This window comes from Candidatus Rokuibacteriota bacterium (genome assembly GCA_016188005.1).
Taxonomy (GTDB): domain Bacteria; phylum Methylomirabilota; class Methylomirabilia; order Rokubacteriales; family CSP1-6; genus UBA12499.
The window spans coordinates 23,780-38,683 of the sequence record JACPIQ010000067.1 but is presented as its reverse complement, the minus strand read 5'-3'; the positions used below and the strand labels follow the sequence as shown (position 1 = coordinate 38,683).

Annotated in this window: 17 protein-coding genes; 5 read left to right on the top strand and 12 right to left on the bottom strand. The window is 70.4% G+C overall.

The genetic code is table 11. The features are described from left to right. Positions 1 to 45: 45 nt before the first annotated feature. The 12 genes from HYV93_12865 to htpX form a co-directional block, all read right to left on the bottom strand. Positions 46 to 1,560, bottom strand: coding sequence for an iron ABC transporter permease (locus HYV93_12865; protein MBI2526861.1), 1,515 nt, complete (start codon positions 1,558 to 1,560; stop codon positions 46 to 48). 160 nt (positions 1,561 to 1,720) lie between these two features. After that, positions 1,721 to 2,758 carry an extracellular solute-binding protein gene (locus HYV93_12860; GenBank protein ID MBI2526860.1) on the bottom strand — a complete coding sequence of 346 codons (1,038 nt, stop codon included), beginning with the start codon at positions 2,756 to 2,758 and terminating at the stop codon, positions 1,721 to 1,723. A 104-nt stretch (positions 2,759 to 2,862) separates the two neighbouring features. Beyond that, entirely contained in the window at positions 2,863 to 3,870 is a 1,008-nt protein-coding gene (locus HYV93_12855; protein ID MBI2526859.1) for a tetratricopeptide repeat protein, read from the bottom strand. A gap of 61 nt (positions 3,871 to 3,931) precedes the next feature. After that, a complete protein-coding gene (locus HYV93_12850) occupies positions 3,932 to 4,408 on the bottom strand; it encodes a cytochrome c-type biogenesis protein CcmH (GenBank protein ID MBI2526858.1) in 477 nt (158 codons plus the stop codon). Continuing rightward, positions 4,405 to 4,944: a redoxin domain-containing protein gene (locus HYV93_12845; GenBank protein ID MBI2526857.1), complete on the bottom strand. Its 540-nt coding sequence runs from the start codon at positions 4,942 to 4,944 to the stop codon at positions 4,405 to 4,407. Before HYV93_12845 ends, HYV93_12850 begins: the two co-directional genes overlap by 4 nt. Then, positions 4,941 to 6,887, bottom strand: coding sequence for a heme lyase CcmF/NrfE family subunit (locus HYV93_12840; protein ID MBI2526856.1), 1,947 nt, complete (start codon positions 6,885 to 6,887; stop codon positions 4,941 to 4,943). Before HYV93_12840 ends, HYV93_12845 begins: the two co-directional genes overlap by 4 nt. A 263-nt stretch (positions 6,888 to 7,150) precedes the next feature. After that, a complete protein-coding gene (locus HYV93_12835) occupies positions 7,151 to 7,597 on the bottom strand; it encodes a cytochrome c maturation protein CcmE (GenBank protein MBI2526855.1) in 447 nt (148 codons plus the stop codon). Then, positions 7,594 to 7,746, bottom strand: a complete 153-nt coding sequence (gene ccmD, locus HYV93_12830) for a heme exporter protein CcmD (protein ID MBI2526854.1) — start codon at positions 7,744 to 7,746, stop codon at positions 7,594 to 7,596. Before ccmD ends, HYV93_12835 begins: the two co-directional genes overlap by 4 nt. Next, complete coding sequence (gene ccsA, locus HYV93_12825; protein MBI2526853.1) at positions 7,739 to 8,419, bottom strand: cytochrome c biogenesis protein CcsA; 681 nt, start codon at positions 8,417 to 8,419, stop codon at positions 7,739 to 7,741. Before ccsA ends, ccmD begins: the two co-directional genes overlap by 8 nt. Then, entirely contained in the window at positions 8,412 to 9,092 is a 681-nt protein-coding gene (locus HYV93_12820) for a heme exporter protein CcmB (protein ID MBI2526852.1), read from the bottom strand. Before HYV93_12820 ends, ccsA begins: the two co-directional genes overlap by 8 nt. 61 nt (positions 9,093 to 9,153) lie before the next feature. Further along, positions 9,154 to 9,873: a heme ABC exporter ATP-binding protein CcmA gene (gene ccmA, locus HYV93_12815; protein ID MBI2526851.1), complete on the bottom strand. Its 720-nt coding sequence runs from the start codon at positions 9,871 to 9,873 to the stop codon at positions 9,154 to 9,156. Between the two features lie 64 nt (positions 9,874 to 9,937). After that, on the bottom strand, positions 9,938 to 10,789 hold the full coding sequence (htpX, locus tag HYV93_12810; GenBank protein MBI2526850.1) for a zinc metalloprotease HtpX: 852 nt from the start codon (positions 10,787 to 10,789) through the stop codon (positions 9,938 to 9,940). A 177-nt stretch (positions 10,790 to 10,966) separates the two neighbouring features. Between htpX and HYV93_12805 the strand changes: the two genes are divergently transcribed. From HYV93_12805 to fabD, 5 genes are all read left to right on the top strand, one after another. Beyond that, a complete protein-coding gene (locus tag HYV93_12805) occupies positions 10,967 to 11,479 on the top strand; it encodes a DUF177 domain-containing protein (GenBank protein MBI2526849.1) in 513 nt (170 codons plus the stop codon). Between the two features lie 64 nt (positions 11,480 to 11,543). After that, on the top strand, positions 11,544 to 11,726 hold the full coding sequence (gene rpmF / locus HYV93_12800) for a 50S ribosomal protein L32 (protein MBI2526848.1): 183 nt from the start codon (positions 11,544 to 11,546) through the stop codon (positions 11,724 to 11,726). Positions 11,727 to 11,750: 24 nt separating this feature from the next. Next, on the top strand, positions 11,751 to 12,776 hold the full coding sequence (gene plsX / locus HYV93_12795) for a phosphate acyltransferase PlsX (GenBank protein ID MBI2526847.1): 1,026 nt from the start codon (positions 11,751 to 11,753) through the stop codon (positions 12,774 to 12,776). After that, complete coding sequence (locus HYV93_12790; protein MBI2526846.1) at positions 12,773 to 13,753, top strand: ketoacyl-ACP synthase III; 981 nt, start codon at positions 12,773 to 12,775, stop codon at positions 13,751 to 13,753. The genes plsX and HYV93_12790 overlap by 4 nt, the downstream gene beginning before the upstream one ends. 7 nt (positions 13,754 to 13,760) lie before the next feature. Continuing rightward, a complete protein-coding gene (gene fabD, locus HYV93_12785; protein ID MBI2526845.1) occupies positions 13,761 to 14,888 on the top strand; it encodes an ACP S-malonyltransferase in 1,128 nt (375 codons plus the stop codon). The last annotated feature ends 16 nt before the right edge of the window (positions 14,889 to 14,904 follow it).

Below are 14,904 nucleotides of genomic sequence, written 5' to 3'. Positions count from 1 at the left end.
TCGCGGCGACGCGGAAGTGGGGCGGGCGGGGCCGCGGGTCGGAGGTCAGGCGTCCGGGCGCCGGCCGCTCAGCCGGAGCGTCAGCGCAACCGGCAGGAGCCCTGCCACGACAATGGCGAGCGCAGGGAGGGCTGCCTCCTGCCACATGGCCTCCGAGGTGCGCTCCCACACCTCCATGGCCAGCGTGTTGAGTCCGAAGGGGCGCAGCAGGAGCGTGGCGGGCATCTCCTTCATGGTCTCGACGAAGACGAGGATCAGGGCCGTGAGCAGGCCGCCGCGCATGAGCGGCAGGTGGATCCGCCGGAGCGCCGCGCCGGCGCTGGCCCCGAGGGACCGGGCGGCATCGTCGAGGCTCGCGGGGATCTTGCCGAGGCTCGCCTCCACGGTCTGCAGGCTGACGGCCAGGAAGCGCCCGAGATACGCGAAGAGGAGCCCGGCCGCCGAGCCCGTCAACAGGAGGCCGACGGAGCGCCCGGCCAGACGGTCCACCGCGGGCGCCACGGCGTGGTCGAGCCAGGCCAGCGGGAGCAGAACTCCCACGGCGATGACGGCGCCGGGCAGCGCATAGCCCATGGAGGCGAAGCGCGTCGAGAAGCGAATGGCTCCGGAGGGCTCGAGCCGTCCGGCGTAGGCGAGCGTCACGGCGAGCAGACAGGCGACGAGGGACGCCGCGCCGGCCAGCCACAGGGTGGTGGCCAGAAGGTGCCCGAAGGTCGGGGCGACCTGCCCCGAAGCCATGGTCTGGATCGCCCAGAGCGCGAGCTGGCCCACGGGCAGCAGGAAGGCGAGCCCCAGGACGGCGAGGCAGGTGGCCGTCGCGGCGCCGGCTCGCCAGCCGTGGAGAGCCACGGGGAGGCTCTGGCCGCGCCGCTGGGCCTGGGTGAAGCGCGCGCGCCCGCGGGACGCGCGCTCGAGGGCCAGGAGGGTGAACGCGAAGAGCAGCAGGATGCTCGCGAGCTGCGTTGCTGCCAGGCGATCGAACATACCGTACCAGACGCGGTAGATGGCCTCCGTCAGGGTCCGGTAGCCGAACGTCGCCACCGTGCCGAAGTCGGCAAGGGCCTCCATCATGGCCAGCGAGACCCCGGCGGCCAGGGACGGCCGCGCCATGGGGAGGGTGACCTCGACGAAGGCGCGCAGGCGGGAGCGCCCCAGGCTGCGCGCCGTCTCCAGCGTGGCCGATCCCTGCTCGCGGAAGGCGGCCCGCGCCAGCAGGTAGACGTAGGGATAGAAGACGAGGATCATCATGAGCGCGACGCCGCCGAAGGACCGCAGCTCGGGGAGGCGGACCCAGTCGCCGAGCCACCCCCGCAGCGTTGTCTGCACCGGCCCAGAGAACTCCAGCAGCCCCAGGAAGGCGAAGCCCACCACGTAGGCGGGGATGGCCAGCGGCAGGATCAGCGCCCACTCGAACGCACGGCAGGCCGGGAAGCGGTAGCTGACGACGAGCCAGGCCAGCGCCGAGCCGAGGACGAGGGTCCCCGCGCCCACTGCGAGGAGCAGGAGCACCGTGTTGCCGATCAGCTCGGGGAGCTGGGTTCGCCAGAGATGGGCCCACACCTCCCCGGCCGGCGTGAGCAGGGAGGACAGGACGGCGACGATGGGGACGGCCAGCAGGGTGGCGATCGCCAGAGTGGCAGCTGTCCACGGAGACGGCCAGCGGATCGCCGCCGGGCCGAGCGGCGCGCCCTGGGCGGGAGCGCCCGTCAGCGGGCGCAGCTCACCTGTAGCCAGCGCGGTCGGCCAGCCGGGTGGCTGCGGCCTGGAACTCGCCCGCTGCCGCCACGTTCGTGTCGTCCTGCTTGAACTTGCCCCAGCGGGCGACGATCGGGTTCACCGCCGCCTGGGGGTTGGCCGGGTACTCGAAGTTCGAGTCGGCGAACATCTGCTGGGCCTCGGGGCTCGCCAGGAACTCGATGAGCTTGACGGCGTTCGCCCGGTTCTTCGCGTGGGCCGTCACGCCGGCGCCCGAGATGTTGACGTGGGTTCCCGTCGTCTTCTGGTTCGCCCAGAAGGGTGCGACCGGGAAGCCCGGGTCCTTGGCGAGGAGGCGGCCCAGATAGTACGTGTTCGCGAGACCCACGTCGCACTGGCCCGCGGCGATGGCCTCGAGGATCTTCGTGTCACCGTTGATCAGGATCGGGGTGTTGGCGACCCACCCGCGCACCATCGCCTCGACCGTGGCCTCGCCGTGGCGCTTGATCAGGGTCGCCAGGAACGACTGGTTGTAGATGTAGCCCGAGGTCCGGAGGCAGAGGCGGCCTTTCCACCTGGGATCAGCCAGGGCCTCGTACGTGGACAGCTCCTCGGGCTTGACCTTCCTCGTGTTGTACATGATGGTGCGCGCGCGCATCGTGAGCGCGAACCACCGGTGCTCGGGATCACGGAGATGGGCCGGGATGGCCGCCAGCAGCTCGGGCGAGTCCACCCGGGTGAGCAGCCCGGCCCGGGCCGCGTTCCAGAGGTTGCCCGCGTCCACCGTGATCAGCACATCCGCGGGCGTCTTGTCGCCCTCGGCGCGGAGCCGCTCGAACAGCTCGGACGAGTTGCCCCCGAAGCTCTTGACCTGGATTCCTGTCTTTCGGGTGAAGGCCTCGATGGCCGGCTCCTGACCGTAGTGCGAGCGCGCCGAGTACACGACGACCTCGGCGGCCTCGGTGGGCCCGGGGCTCGCCCCGAGCGCCATCGCCGCGCCCAGCGCGGCCAGCAGCAGTCCCCGCCCGATCCCCGACAGACCGCCCGGCGTCCTCGCGTCCATGTCGCGATGCCCTCCCACCGTTGGAATCGATCGTCGCCCGCGTACGGGGGGACGATCCGGAGGAAGGCTAACCTAACTAGTTTGGGGTGTCAACCCTAACTATTTCAGCGGGGCTGGGCGGCTGGCCGCTGGCTGCGGGCCTTCTCGATCAGCGCCTTGACCTGGTCGTGCTCCTCGCCTCGGGGCACGAGCACCATGAAGCGCTCCCAGGCCTTGATGGCGCCGGCGTAGTCCTGCTTCACGTCGTAGAGCACCTGCCCGCGATAGAGATAGGCAGGCGCGTAGTTGGGATCGATGGCGAGGGCTTTCCCGAAGCTCTCGAGCGCCGAGTCCCCGTGACCGCCGATGGCGACGATGAGCCCCAGGTGGGTCATGGCGTCCACGTTCCGGGGTTCCCGCTTGAGCACGGCCTGGTAGGCGCTGATGGCCTGCTGGTACTGCCCCGCCTGCAGGCTCTGGCGCGCGGCCTGGAGCATGCGAGCCATCACCTCCGGCGCGATGGCGCCGGCAGGTTCCCCGGGGGCCGCTTCGGGCGCCGGGTCCCCGGGCATGCCTGGCATGCCCGGCATGCCCGGGCCACCGGCCGCCGCCGGAGCGTCGGGCACGCCAGCGCGCCCGCCAGACGGCGCCGCCGCGGGCTCCTTCTCGGTGAATCGCCCCACGCCGAGACCGAGGAGCAAGCCGAAGAGCAGCAGGAGCACAGACCCCCCCACGAGGGCAGCCGGGTGCTTCGTCCAGCCGCGGCGCCCGGCTGCCGGAGCCTCCGACGCGGCCTCGGTGTCGCCTCGCCCCACCCGGCCCTGGGGCATGGACACGGGGCCCAGCGCGTCGAGGGCCTGGATCACGGCCGCAGCGCGGCCCTCGTACCGGTCCCGGAGCGGGCGGTAATCCTCTTCGGAGAGGTGCCCGGCGTCGTAGTCGAACTCGATCTCCTTCAGGGCGCGGTACAGGGAGGCCTTCTCCTCCGAGAGCTCGATCCGCCTGTCGTCGTCCGCGGTGGGCCCGGCGCCCCGCTCGGCCGATGCCGCGCCGCGCCGGAAGAGCGGCCACAGGGCCAGCGCGAAGGCGGGCAGCGCGATGACGGCGACAGAGACCCAGAGCACGGCGGTCATTTGTGTCGCCTGAACGTAGAAGATGTCACGTGGCGGTGTGGCCTCTTCGCGCCTGCGGCGCTCATCGGGTGTCCAGCTCGGCCATCTCGCGGCGGATCCGCTCGCGGGTGGCGGCATCGATCGCTGGCGCGGCGGCGGGGCCGCCCGGCGGCCGCCGGCTCCAGCGTCGCACGGCCACGGCCACGAGGACGAGACCCAGGCCGAGCCCGACGAACGGGACGACCCAGACCAGGAGGTTGAAGCCCCGCTTCGGCGGCGACAGGAGAATCCAGAGCCCGTACTTCTCGACGAAGTAGGCCTTGACCTGCGCCGGGCTCTCGCCCGCGGCCAGCCGCTCCCGGATGATGGCGCGCATCTGGTTTGCCGTCTCCGATGGGGAGTCGGACACGGAGAGGTTCTGGCAGACCACGCACCGCAGCTCGGAGCCGATCTCACGCACCGTGTCCTCATTCACCGGCGCGGCGGCCAGCGCCAGCCCGAGGGTTGCCAGGACGAGCAGGGCCACGGCCCCGAGCTGGATCGGGCGGCGGAGGCTCACGGCCGCTCCGCGAGCAGTCGGTCCACGTTGGCGCTGAAGATCTCGTCGGTCACGGCGCCCACGTGCTTGGCCCGGATGCGGCCCGCAGGGTCGATGAAGAACGTCTCCGGCACGCCGTAGACGCCATAGTCCACCGAGACCCGGCCGGTGGGATCCGGGGCGTTGGGGAACGTGTGGTTGAACCGGGCGAGGAACTGCCTGGCCGGCTCCTCCTTGTCCTGGATGTTGATGCCCACCAGCATCACCCCGCGGTCCTTGTACGCGCGCCAGCCGCGCTCCAGCACGGGCGCCTCCTCGTAGCACGCGGGATAGCACCACGAGGCCCAGAAGTTGACCACGACCACCCGCCCGCGCAAGCCTGCGAGGGAGATCTCGGGGCCGTCAAAGGTCTTCAGGCTGAAGGCTGCGGCAGGCTTGCCCACGAGGGGCGTGGGGATGGCCCGCGGGTCCGTGCGGAAGCCGTAGGCGAGCAGCACGATCACCGGGATTGCCGCCACCGGGATGGCCCAGCGGACCCAGCGTCTGGCGCCGCTCATGCCGTCTTCCTCCGGTCTGGCAGGATCGCGAGGCCCGTGCCGAGGGTGAGCACGAGCCCGCCGAGCCAGAGCCACGACACCATGCGGTTCACCTGGAGCTTGATCGTGGCCTGGGAGCCGTCGCGGGCGAAATCGCCCAGGACGAGATACACGTCCTCGATAAGCCCCAGCCGGTAGTCCACGTACGCGATGGGGTTCTGCTCCTGCGCGTAGAACTTCTTCGCGGGATAGAGGACATCCCGGCTGCCGACCCCGTTGGAAATGGTGAAGGTGCCGGTGACCTTGAAGTGATTGGACTCCTCGGAGCCCCGGAGGCCGTCGAAGCGCAGCCGGTAGCCGCCCAGCTCCACGCTCTCGCCCCGCGCCAACGTGGTCTCGGTGTGCAGCGACCACGCGTTCGAGCCCGCCACGCCCAGCGCCACCACGAGGACACCGAGGTGGACGACGAAACCCCCGTAGCGGCGGTTCTGGCGCCGGAGGAGCCCCAGCGTCGCCGCGGCCCAGCCGTCGCCGCTGCGGCGCCGGGCGCGCGCAGCGCGGAGGAAGTCGAGCACGATGGTGCCCGTGACGAAGATCACCGCGGCGATGCACAGCAGGACGAGGCTGTTCGCGATGCCCAGCGCGCGCGCGAGGACGGCTGCCGCCACGCCCACCGCCGTTGGCACGAGGAAGTTTCGCCTGAGGTTGTCGGCCGAGGCACGGCGCCACGCGATCAGCGGGCCGACGCCCATGAGGATGAGCAGCCCGAGGAAGAGCGGGATGTTCACGAGATTGAAGAAGGGGGCGCCGACGCTGACCTTCTCGCCCCGCACGGCCTCCGAGAGGAGCGGGAAGATCGTCCCGAAGAAGACCGTGAACGTCGCCGCCACCAGGAAGACGTTGTTCAGGAGGAAGGCCGACTCGCGCGAGAAGATCGAGTCGAGCTCCCCCTGCGCCTTCAGGCGTTCCATGCGCCAGGCCAGCAGCGAGAAGGAGGTGAGCAGCACCAGCGCCAGGAAGCCCAGGAAGAAGGCCCCGATGGAACCCTGGGTGAAGGCGTGCACGGAGCCGATGATCCCCGAGCGCGTGAGGAAGGTGCCGAAGATCGTGAGACTGAAGGTGAGGATGACGAGCGTCAGGTTCCAGATCTTCAGCATGCGCCGCCGCTCCTGGATCATGACGGAGTGCAGGAGCGCGGTGCCGGTCAGCCACGGCATGAAGGCGGCGTTCTCCACGGGATCCCACGCCCAGTAGCCTCCCCAGCCCAGCACGTGGTAGCTCCACCAGCCACCGATGAGGAGCCCGAGAGCGAGGAAGTACCAGGCGATGACGGTCCAGCGGCGGGTGATGGTCATCCACTCGTCGCCGATCCGGCCCGTGGCCAGCGCGGCCAGGGCGAACGCGAACGGGACGGTGAAGCCCGTGAAGCCGAGGTAGAGCGCCACCGGGTGGGTGATCATCCCGGAGTCCTGGAGGAGCGGGTTCAGGCCCCGCCCGTCCGGAGGCACCGGGGTGAGCCGCTCGAAGGGCGGCGCCGGGATCGTCATCACCAGGAGGAAGAAGGCGGCGATGCCCATCATGGCCGAGAGCACCCAGGGGTAGAACTCGGGGTGCCGCCGCCGATACTGGACGACCACGATCAGCGTGTACAGGGCGAGCATCCATGTCCACAGGATGATCGACCCCTCGAGCGCCCCCCAGAGTCCCGTGATGCGGTAGTAGAAGGGCGTGCCCCGGTTCGTGTTGATGGCGACGTACCGCACCGAGAAGTCGAAGGTGAGGAAGGCGTAGATGAGCAGGAGCATGCAGGCGGTCACGAGGACGAGGACGCCGACGGCCGCGCGCTCCGACGACGCCACGAGCGTCCTGCGGCCGGTGCGCCCCGCGACCGCGGAGGTGACGCTCCCGTACAGGGCGAGGCCGAAGGCCACGATGGTCGCTGCGTAGCCGATCTCTGGGATCATTTATCTTGCCTTAATGTGGAGGACCTCACGCGGCAGCCTGGCCTCTTCGCCCTCATGGGGCTCATCGGGGCGCCCGGGCCACCGGGGCGTCTTCAGCCCTCCGGGCCTCATCTAGCTCGCCTGACTGTGGAGGCCTTCGCGCGGCGCTTGCGCCTCTTCGGCCCTCCGGGCCTGTCTCCGGGACGCCTGACTGTAGAAGCCTTCGCGCGGCGGCTGGGCCTCTTCGGCCCTCCGGGCCTCATCGGGGTCTCGACTGAAGGGGTTCATCTGTCGGGATTGCCCTGGAGCGTGCGCATCAGCTCCTTGTAGCCGGGCTCGCTGGCGGCGTCCTGGGGCGCCTTGTACTCCTCCGAGTGCTTCGCAAGGATGGACGCCGCCTGGAAGTGCCCGTCAGAGCTCCACGTGCCCTCCACCACGGCCCCGCGCCCCTCCCCGAACAGGTCGGGGGGCGTGCCCTTGTGCCGGACCGGAACCGTGGTCTTGCCGTCGGAGAGCACGAACGACAGCGCGAGGCTCCTCGGCTCCCACTTGAGCGTGCCGGCCTGCACCACCCCGCCGACGCGGTAGGTCTTGCCGCTGATGGGCGTCGCCATCAGCTCGCTGGGTGTCACGAAGTAGACCACCGACTGGCTCACCCCCGCGTACACGAGGTAGCCGAGAGCGCCCAGGATGAGCACCCCACCGGCGAGGAACTTGGCTCTGCGCTTCATGCCGCCTTGCCTTCCTTTCTACGCTGGCGGGCGACGAGGCTTCGGGCGCGGCGCACGAGGTGGCGCCAGTAGGTCACGAGCGCCACCGCGGCGACGGCGTAGGCCGCGAAGACGTACCCCCAGTGATCGGGCATCATCTTATCAGGCATCGCGAGCTCCGTCCTCCAGTCGCGCGAGCTCGACCCGCCGCGCTAAGAAGTAGACGAACAGCAGTGTGAAGGCGATCCAGTTCATGAGGAGCGCCGTCGCGATGGGCGCGGCGATGGGCGAAGGCTCGGGGCCGAGGATCGTGGCCGGCTGGTGGAGGGCGCGCCACCACTTCACCGAGAAGTGGACGATGGGGATGTTGGCGGCCCCCACGATGCCGACGACGGCCGCATAGCGTCCCCGCCTCTCGGGTTCGTCCACCATGCCCCGCAGGAGCAGGTACCCCGTGTACACGAGGAAGAGGACGGCCGTCGAGGTCAGCCGCGCGTCCCACGTCCACCACGTGCCCCAGGTCGGCTTGCCCCAGATCGAGCCCGTCACGATGCTGACCCCGGTGAAGAGCACGCCCAGCTCGCCTGCAGAGGCCGCCAGGCGGTCCCACCCCGTCCGCCGCGTCGCCAGATAGCCGATGCTCCCGAGCAGCACCAGCGCGAAGGCCAGGTACGCCGTGAGGATCGAGGGCACGTGCACGTACATGATCCGCTGCACGTTGCCCTGCACCGCCTCCCGCGGCGCGTAGCCGAAGGCGGCGCCGAGGCCGATGGCCAAGGCGAGGGCCGCCAGCCAGCCCAGGGCGCGTGTGGACGTTCGCATGGCCGCCTTCCTTTCAGGCATCCAGGATGAACTCGAAGGTGAGGAGCCCGATGACGAGGTAGACGATGTCGGCGCCGACCAGGAGCTTGAGCCACGAGGCCGCGTCGGCAAGGGGCTGCCCACCCAGCACGATCTGGGTGGCGCTGACCGTTGCGAGCAGGAGCGGGACCTGGACGGGGAGGAGCAGGACGGGGAAGAGCAGCTCGCGCGCCCGCACCTGCGCCGTCATGGCCGCGAAGAGCGTGCCCACCGCCGAGAGCCCCACCGTGCCCAGGAGGAGCACGACGGTCAGGGGGCCGAGCGCACCCCAGAGGTCCACGTTGTAGAAGACGCCGAAGAGGAACACGAGCACCACCTCGACCACCGTCATGAGGATGAAGTTGGCGAGGAGCTTGCCGAGGTAGATGGCTGACTTGTCCCCGGGCGTGAGCAGGAGCCCTTCCCAGCAATCGTTGTCGCGCTCCGCGATGAAGCTCCGGCCGAGGCCGAGGAGGCCCGCCAGGACGAAGCCCAGCCACAGCAGGCCGGGCAGCGCCGACTGGAGCCGCTCCCGGTCGGGACCCAGGGCGAACTGGAAGAGGAAGAGCAGCAGGAGGGAGAAGAAGAAGAGCGCATTCAGGCTCTCCTTGGAGCGGCGCTCCGTCAGGAGATCCTTCCAGAGGACGACCAGTGCTCGCCGTCCGTACTGGTTCAAGTATCACGCCTGACCGTGGAAGACTCCACGTTGCGGTGGGGCCTCTTCGCCCCTTCGGGGCTCATCGGGGGGGGAGGGGGGAGCTGTCGGTGAGATCGTCGTAGATCCGGCGGAGACCCTCCCGGGACAGCTCCGCCGCGGGCCGGTCCAGCGCCAGCCTGCCGCCCGCCAGGATCGCGATGCGATCGGCGACGCCGAGGGCGCCCTCGAAGCTGTGCGTCGCCAGCACGACGGCGCCGCCGCCCGACTTGAAGGCGAGGAGAAACTCGCTCAGCCACTTCCGGCCCTGGCGGTCAAGCCCGGTGAAGGGCTCGTCGAGGAGGAGGAGGCGCGGCCGTCCCAGCGCCACCCGCGCCAGCCCGATCCGACGCTTCATGCCGGATGAGAAGGTGCGGGCGCGCTCGTCGGCGACGGCCTCGAGCTCGACCTGGGCGAGCGCAGCCCGAAGTGCTCCCTCCGCGACCTCCTGGCCGCCCATGGTGGCCCAGAAGCGCAGATTCTCCAGCGCGGTCAAGTCTTCGTAGACATAGGAGCCGTGAGCCACCATGCCGATGGCCGCGCGAACGCGCTCGGGGTCCCGGAGGGCGTCCACCCCGGCCACCGTGAGGGCGCCCGCCGTGGGGCGGACGAGCGTCGCGAAGATCCTCAGCAGAGTCGTCTTTCCCGCTCCGTTGGGCCCAAGCAGGACGAGGCAGGTTCCGGCGGGCACATCGAGAGACACGCCATCGAGCACGGGGGTCTTTCCGTAGGACTTCCCGAGGCCGGCGGCGGTGATCATCATGTCATCAAAAAGGGGAGACGGTTGTTGGTCTCCCCCGGAGGCTCCTCGCTTCTGCCGTTCTTCGTCAGATGCTCATGGCGCGGAGCCGCGCCACCCGCTCCTGGATCGGTGGATGGGTCGAGAACAGCGTCGTGAGCGCGCCGCCCCGGAGCGGATTGACGATGAACAGGTGCGCCGTCGCCGGGCTCGCTTGCATGGGCGCGATGCTGGCGGCCATCTCCATCTTCTCCAGCGCCTTGGCCAGGCCCCAGGGCCGGCCCACGATCCGGGCTCCGGTGGCGTCGGCGTGGAACTCGCGCGCCCGGGAGATGGCCATCTGGATGAGCATCGCCGCCAGCGGGGCGACGATGGCCAGCAAGACGGCGCCGATCATCCCGCCGCCGGAGTCTTCCTCGTCGTCGCGCCGCCCCCCGCCGAACATGGCCGCAAACTGGGCCATGTGGGCCACGTAGGTGATGGCACCGGCCAGGGTGGCGGAGATGGTCATGATCAAAGTGTCGCGGTTCCGCACGTGGGCCAGCTCGTGGGCGAGGACGCCTTCCAGCTCCTCGTCATCCAGGATGCGCGTGATCCCTTCCGTGACGGCCACCGCGGCGTGCTCGGGATTGCGCCCCGTGGCGAAGGCATTGGGCGTGTCCCCCGCGATGACGTAGAGCCGCGGCATGGGCAGGCCCGCGCGCGTGGCCAGGTGGCGTACGGTGCGGTGGAGGCCGGGAGCCCTCGCCTCGTCCACCGGCTGGGCGCCGTACATGGCGAGCACGATGCGGTCCGAGAACCAGTAGCTCCCGAAGTTCATGGCCAGGGCGAGGACAAAGGCCATCAGCATCCCCTGCTGGCCGCCCAGGGCGCCGCCGATGAGGATGAGGAGGCCTGTCAGGATCCCGAGCAGTACGGCAGTTTTGAAGATGTTGCCCATGGGCGATGCCCTCCAGTCCGCATGCTAGCAGTCCCCCCCCTGGGGCGTCAAGGCGAGGGGCCCTCCAGGGCTTTCCCGGGGGGTCTTTGGGGTTGACTACGGCGCAACCCGCTGCCTATACTTACCGGGTTTCAGGGGAACTCATTGTTTGATATAACCTTAACCGAGGTCCGGCACATGCTCATCCGGGTGTCCGAGATCCCCGACGACGGGATCCAGATCGAGGGGGCGGACTGCCTGCCGCAGCCCTTCGATGACCCGGGCTGGGTTCTGGAGGAGCTGTCGCTCCACGTCGAGAAGGACGGCGACGTGGTCCTGGTCCGGGGGAGCCTGGCGGCCCGAGTGCCCCTCGTCTGCGGGCGCTGCCTCGAGCCCTTCCAGCTACGGGTCGCGCCCGCCGTGGACGCGCGCTTCGTGCCCAGCCCCCGGGGGCGGACCGAGGAGCGGGAGCTCGGGGCGCAGGAGCTGGAAACCGACGTCTACGAGCACGACCTCCTCGACATCGGCGCGCTCCTCGTCACGGAGGCCTCGCTCGGTGTCCCCATGAAGCCGCTCTGCAGCGAAGGCTGCCGCGGCCTCTGCCCCGTCTGCGGCGGCAACCGGAACCTCACGCCCTGCGCGTGCGAGGCGCGCATGCCCGATCCCCGGTGGGCTCCCCTCAAGGGGCTGGCCGACCGGCTGTCGAGGTAGCCGGCGCGCGAACACTGCCCGCGCGGGAGGCCCTCCGCGTGGCCAGCATAGGAGCCACACACCCATGCCACTGCCCAAGCGACGACACTCGAAGACGCGCGGCCGGAAGCGCCGCACCCACTACAAGATGGCGGCTCCGCCCCGATCGACCTGTCCCCAGTGCCGGGAGGTGAAACTCCCGCATCAGCTCTGCCCGCACTGCGGTTTCTACAAGGGACGGGAAGTCGTCTCGATCGAAGGGGAGTAGCCTCCACCCCTCCGGGGTTCGCCCATGAAAATCGCGCTCGATGCCATGGGGGGCGACTTCGGGCCCGCGGTCGTCGTGGAGGGCGCCGTGGCTGCCGCCCGCGAGTTCGGCCTCGCCTCGGTGCTGGTCGGAGACAGGGCGGCCATCGAGCGCGAGATCGTCCGGCTCGAGGCCCAGGACCTGCCGCTCGCTATCCGGCATGCCTCGCAGGTCGTCGGCATGGCCGAGGCGCCCTCCCAGGCGCTCCGCCGCAAGCGGGACTCCTCCCTGCGCGTGGCCGCCGAGCTGGTCAAGGAGGGCGAGTGCAGCGCGCTGGTCTCGGCTGGCAACACCGGGGCGGCCATGGCCATCGGCATGTACGTCCTGGGCGTGCTGCCCGGCGTGGACCGTCCCGCCATCGCCGCCCCGCTCCCGAGCCTGTCCGGCTACACGGTCCTCATCGACGCCGGCGCGAACGTGGATCCCAAGCCCAGACACCTGCTGCAGTTCGCGGTGATGGGGCACGTCTACTCACGCGACATCATCGGCAAGGACAACCCACGGGTGGGACTCCTGTCGGTGGGCGAGGAGGAGGGCAAGGGCAACGAGCTGGTGAAGGACGCTTACGAGGGGCTCCGGGGGTCGTCGCTCAATTTCATCGGTAACGTCGAGGGACGCGACATCTACAACGGACGCTGCGATGTCGTGGTCACCGACGGCTTCACGGGCAACGTCTGTCTGAAGATCTCCGAGAGCCTGGCCGAGATGCTCACCTCCATGATCCGGGAGGAGCTGACCCGCGACGTCGTCTCCAGGGCCGGCGCGGTGCTGTCCCGGGCGGCCTTCGCGCGGATGAAGCGCCGCGTGGACTACACGGAGATGGGCGGGGCGCCGCTCCTGGGGAACAACGGCGCCTCCATCATCTGCCACGGTTCCTCTCCCGTGAAGGCGATCAAGAACGCCGTGCGCGTGGCGGCCGAGTGGGTGAAGAACGACGTCAACGAGCACATCACGAAGGCCCTGGAGGCCGAGGCGGTGCTGGCCGAGGGGCGTGAGGGAGGACGCGAATGAAGCGCGCGAAGATCATCGGCGTCGGCGCGTACGCTCCCCAGCGGGTCCTGACCAATGACGATCTCCAGAAGATGGTCGAGACCTCGGACGAGTGGATCGTCCAGCGCACGGGTATCCGGGAGCGGCGGATCGCCGACCCGAGCGAGGCCACGTCCGACCTCGCCCTCCGCGCCGCGCAGCAGGCGCTCGAGCGGGCCAAGGTGGAGCCGGGCGAGATCGACCTCATCATCGTCGGCACGACGACGGGGGACATGGCCTTCCCCACGGTGGGAAACATCATCCAGCACCGGCTCGGCTGCCGGAACGCCGGCTCCACGGACGTGTACGCGGCGTGCACCGGCTCCATCTACAGCCTCTCCATCGGCTCGCAGTACATCCAGACGGGCAAGTACCACACCGTCCTCTGCATCGGGGCCGAGTGCCTGTCGCGCATCACCGACTACACCGACCGGGGGACGTGCATCCTGCTGGCCGATGCCGCCGGCGCGGCCGTGCTGCGCGCTTCCGACGACGAGTCCGGCATCCTCGACACCGATCTCTACTCGGACGGCCGCTACTGGGAGCTGCTCTACCAGCCCGCGGGGGGCTCGCGCAACCCCGCCACCCACGAGACGGTGGACAAGCGGATGCACTACGCGAAGATGAAGGGCAACGAGCTGTTCAAGGTGGCGGTCAGGATGTTCGAGGACTGCGCGAAGCGGATCCTCCAGCGGAACGGCCTAACCGCCGACGACCTGACGATCTTCGTCCCCCACCAGGCCAATCTGCGCATCATCGAGGCGGCGGCGAAGCGGCTCAAGCTGCCCATGGACCGCGTGTTCGTGAACGTGGATCGCTACGGCAACACGGGCGCGGCGTCGGTCTACGTCGCCATGGAGGAGGCGTGGGCGACGAAGCGCCTGAGCGCGGGGGACCTGGTCCTGCTGGCGGCCTTTGGCGGCGGCTTCACCTGGGGTGCCGCCCTGATCCGGTGGTGAGGCGTCCGTGAAGATCGCCTTCCTTTTCCCCGGTCAGGGCTCCCAGGCCGTCGGGATGGGCCGGGAGCTGGCGGCCGCCTCGCGCGCGGCAGCCGCCGTCTTCCAGGAGGCCGACGAGGCGCTGGCCTTCTCCCTGTCACGGCTCTGCTTCGAGGGGCCGGAGGCTGATCCCGCGCTCACGGCCAACACGCAGCCCGCGGTCCTGACGGCGAGCGTGGCGGCCGCCGCGGCCCTCGCCGAGCGGGGCGTGACGCCGCAGCTGGCCGCCGGGCACAGCCTCGGCGAGTACTCGGCGCTGGTCGTGGCGGGGGCGCTCCGGTTCCCGGACGCGGTGCGGCTGGTACGCAAGCGCGGCGAGTTCATGCAGGAGGCGGTGCCCGTGGGCATGGGGGCCATGGCCGCGCTCCTGGGGGTCGAGCTGTCCGTGGCGGAGGAGGTGTGCGCCGAGGCCGCCCGGGGCGAGGTGGTCGGAGTGGCCAACATCAACTCCCCGGGGCAGATCGTCATCGCCGGGCACCGGACCGCGGTGGAGCGGGCCGTGAGCGCCGCCGCCGCCCGGGGCGGGAAGAAGAGCGTGATGCTCCCCGTCAGCGCGCCGTTCCACTCGGCGCTCATGAAGCCGGCCGCCGACCGGCTCGCAGCCGAGCTGGACGCGGTGCGCGTCACTGCGCCGAGGATCCCCGTGGTGCGCAACGTGGACGCGGGCGTCACGGCCGCGGCCGACCAGGTCCGGCCTTTCCTCGTCCGGCAGGTGCAGAGCCCGGTGCGCTGGACGGAGTGCCTCGAGCGCCTGGCCCGCGAGGGCGCCACCGCCTTCGTCGAGGTGGGCCCGGGGCGTGTGCTCACCGGGCTCCTGAAGAGGACCCTGGACGGGACGCGGGGGCTCGCGGTCGAAGATCCCGCCTCGCTCGAGAAGGCGGTCGCCGCCCTGACCAAGGTTGGCGAGGCGCAGCCGCAGGCGAGCCGAGCGGAGATGGAGACCCCCCGAGCGGAGCGAGGCGGCGAGGCGCAGCCGGCAGTGCGAGGCGCAGCCGCAGGCGAGCCGAGCCGGATGGATCAGGAAGCGCGAAGCGCGCCGAGCCGAGCGGAGATGGAGATCCCCCGAGCGGAGCGAGGCGGCGAGGCGCGCGCGTGAGCGAGGGAGCCAAGCC

Excerpts from the sequence above, each read along its gene's own strand:
- HYV93_12860 (MBI2526860.1), bottom strand. The coding sequence starts at position 2,758 with ATGGACGCGAGGACGCCGGGCGGTCTGTCGGGGATCGGGCGGGGACTG.
- HYV93_12855 (MBI2526859.1), bottom strand. The coding sequence starts at position 3,870 with ATGACCGCCGTGCTCTGGGTCTCTGTCGCCGTCATCGCGCTGCCCGCC.
- HYV93_12845 (MBI2526857.1), bottom strand. The coding sequence starts at position 4,944 with ATGAGCGGCGCCAGACGCTGGGTCCGCTGGGCCATCCCGGTGGCGGCA.
- HYV93_12840 (MBI2526856.1), bottom strand. The coding sequence starts at position 6,887 with ATGATCCCAGAGATCGGCTACGCAGCGACCATCGTGGCCTTCGGCCTC.
- HYV93_12835 (MBI2526855.1), bottom strand. The coding sequence starts at position 7,597 with ATGAAGCGCAGAGCCAAGTTCCTCGCCGGTGGGGTGCTCATCCTGGGC.
- ccmD (MBI2526854.1), bottom strand. The coding sequence starts at position 7,746 with ATGCCTGATAAGATGATGCCCGATCACTGGGGGTACGTCTTCGCGGCC.
- ccsA (MBI2526853.1), bottom strand. The coding sequence starts at position 8,419 with ATGCCTGAAAGGAAGGCGGCCATGCGAACGTCCACACGCGCCCTGGGC.
- ccmA (MBI2526851.1), bottom strand. The coding sequence starts at position 9,873 with ATGATGATCACCGCCGCCGGCCTCGGGAAGTCCTACGGAAAGACCCCC.
- htpX (MBI2526850.1), bottom strand. The coding sequence starts at position 10,789 with ATGGGCAACATCTTCAAAACTGCCGTACTGCTCGGGATCCTGACAGGC.
- HYV93_12805 (MBI2526849.1), top strand. The coding sequence starts at position 10,967 with ATGCTCATCCGGGTGTCCGAGATCCCCGACGACGGGATCCAGATCGAG.
- rpmF (MBI2526848.1), top strand. The coding sequence starts at position 11,544 with ATGCCACTGCCCAAGCGACGACACTCGAAGACGCGCGGCCGGAAGCGC.
- plsX (MBI2526847.1), top strand. The coding sequence starts at position 11,751 with ATGAAAATCGCGCTCGATGCCATGGGGGGCGACTTCGGGCCCGCGGTC.
- HYV93_12790 (MBI2526846.1), top strand. The coding sequence starts at position 12,773 with ATGAAGCGCGCGAAGATCATCGGCGTCGGCGCGTACGCTCCCCAGCGG.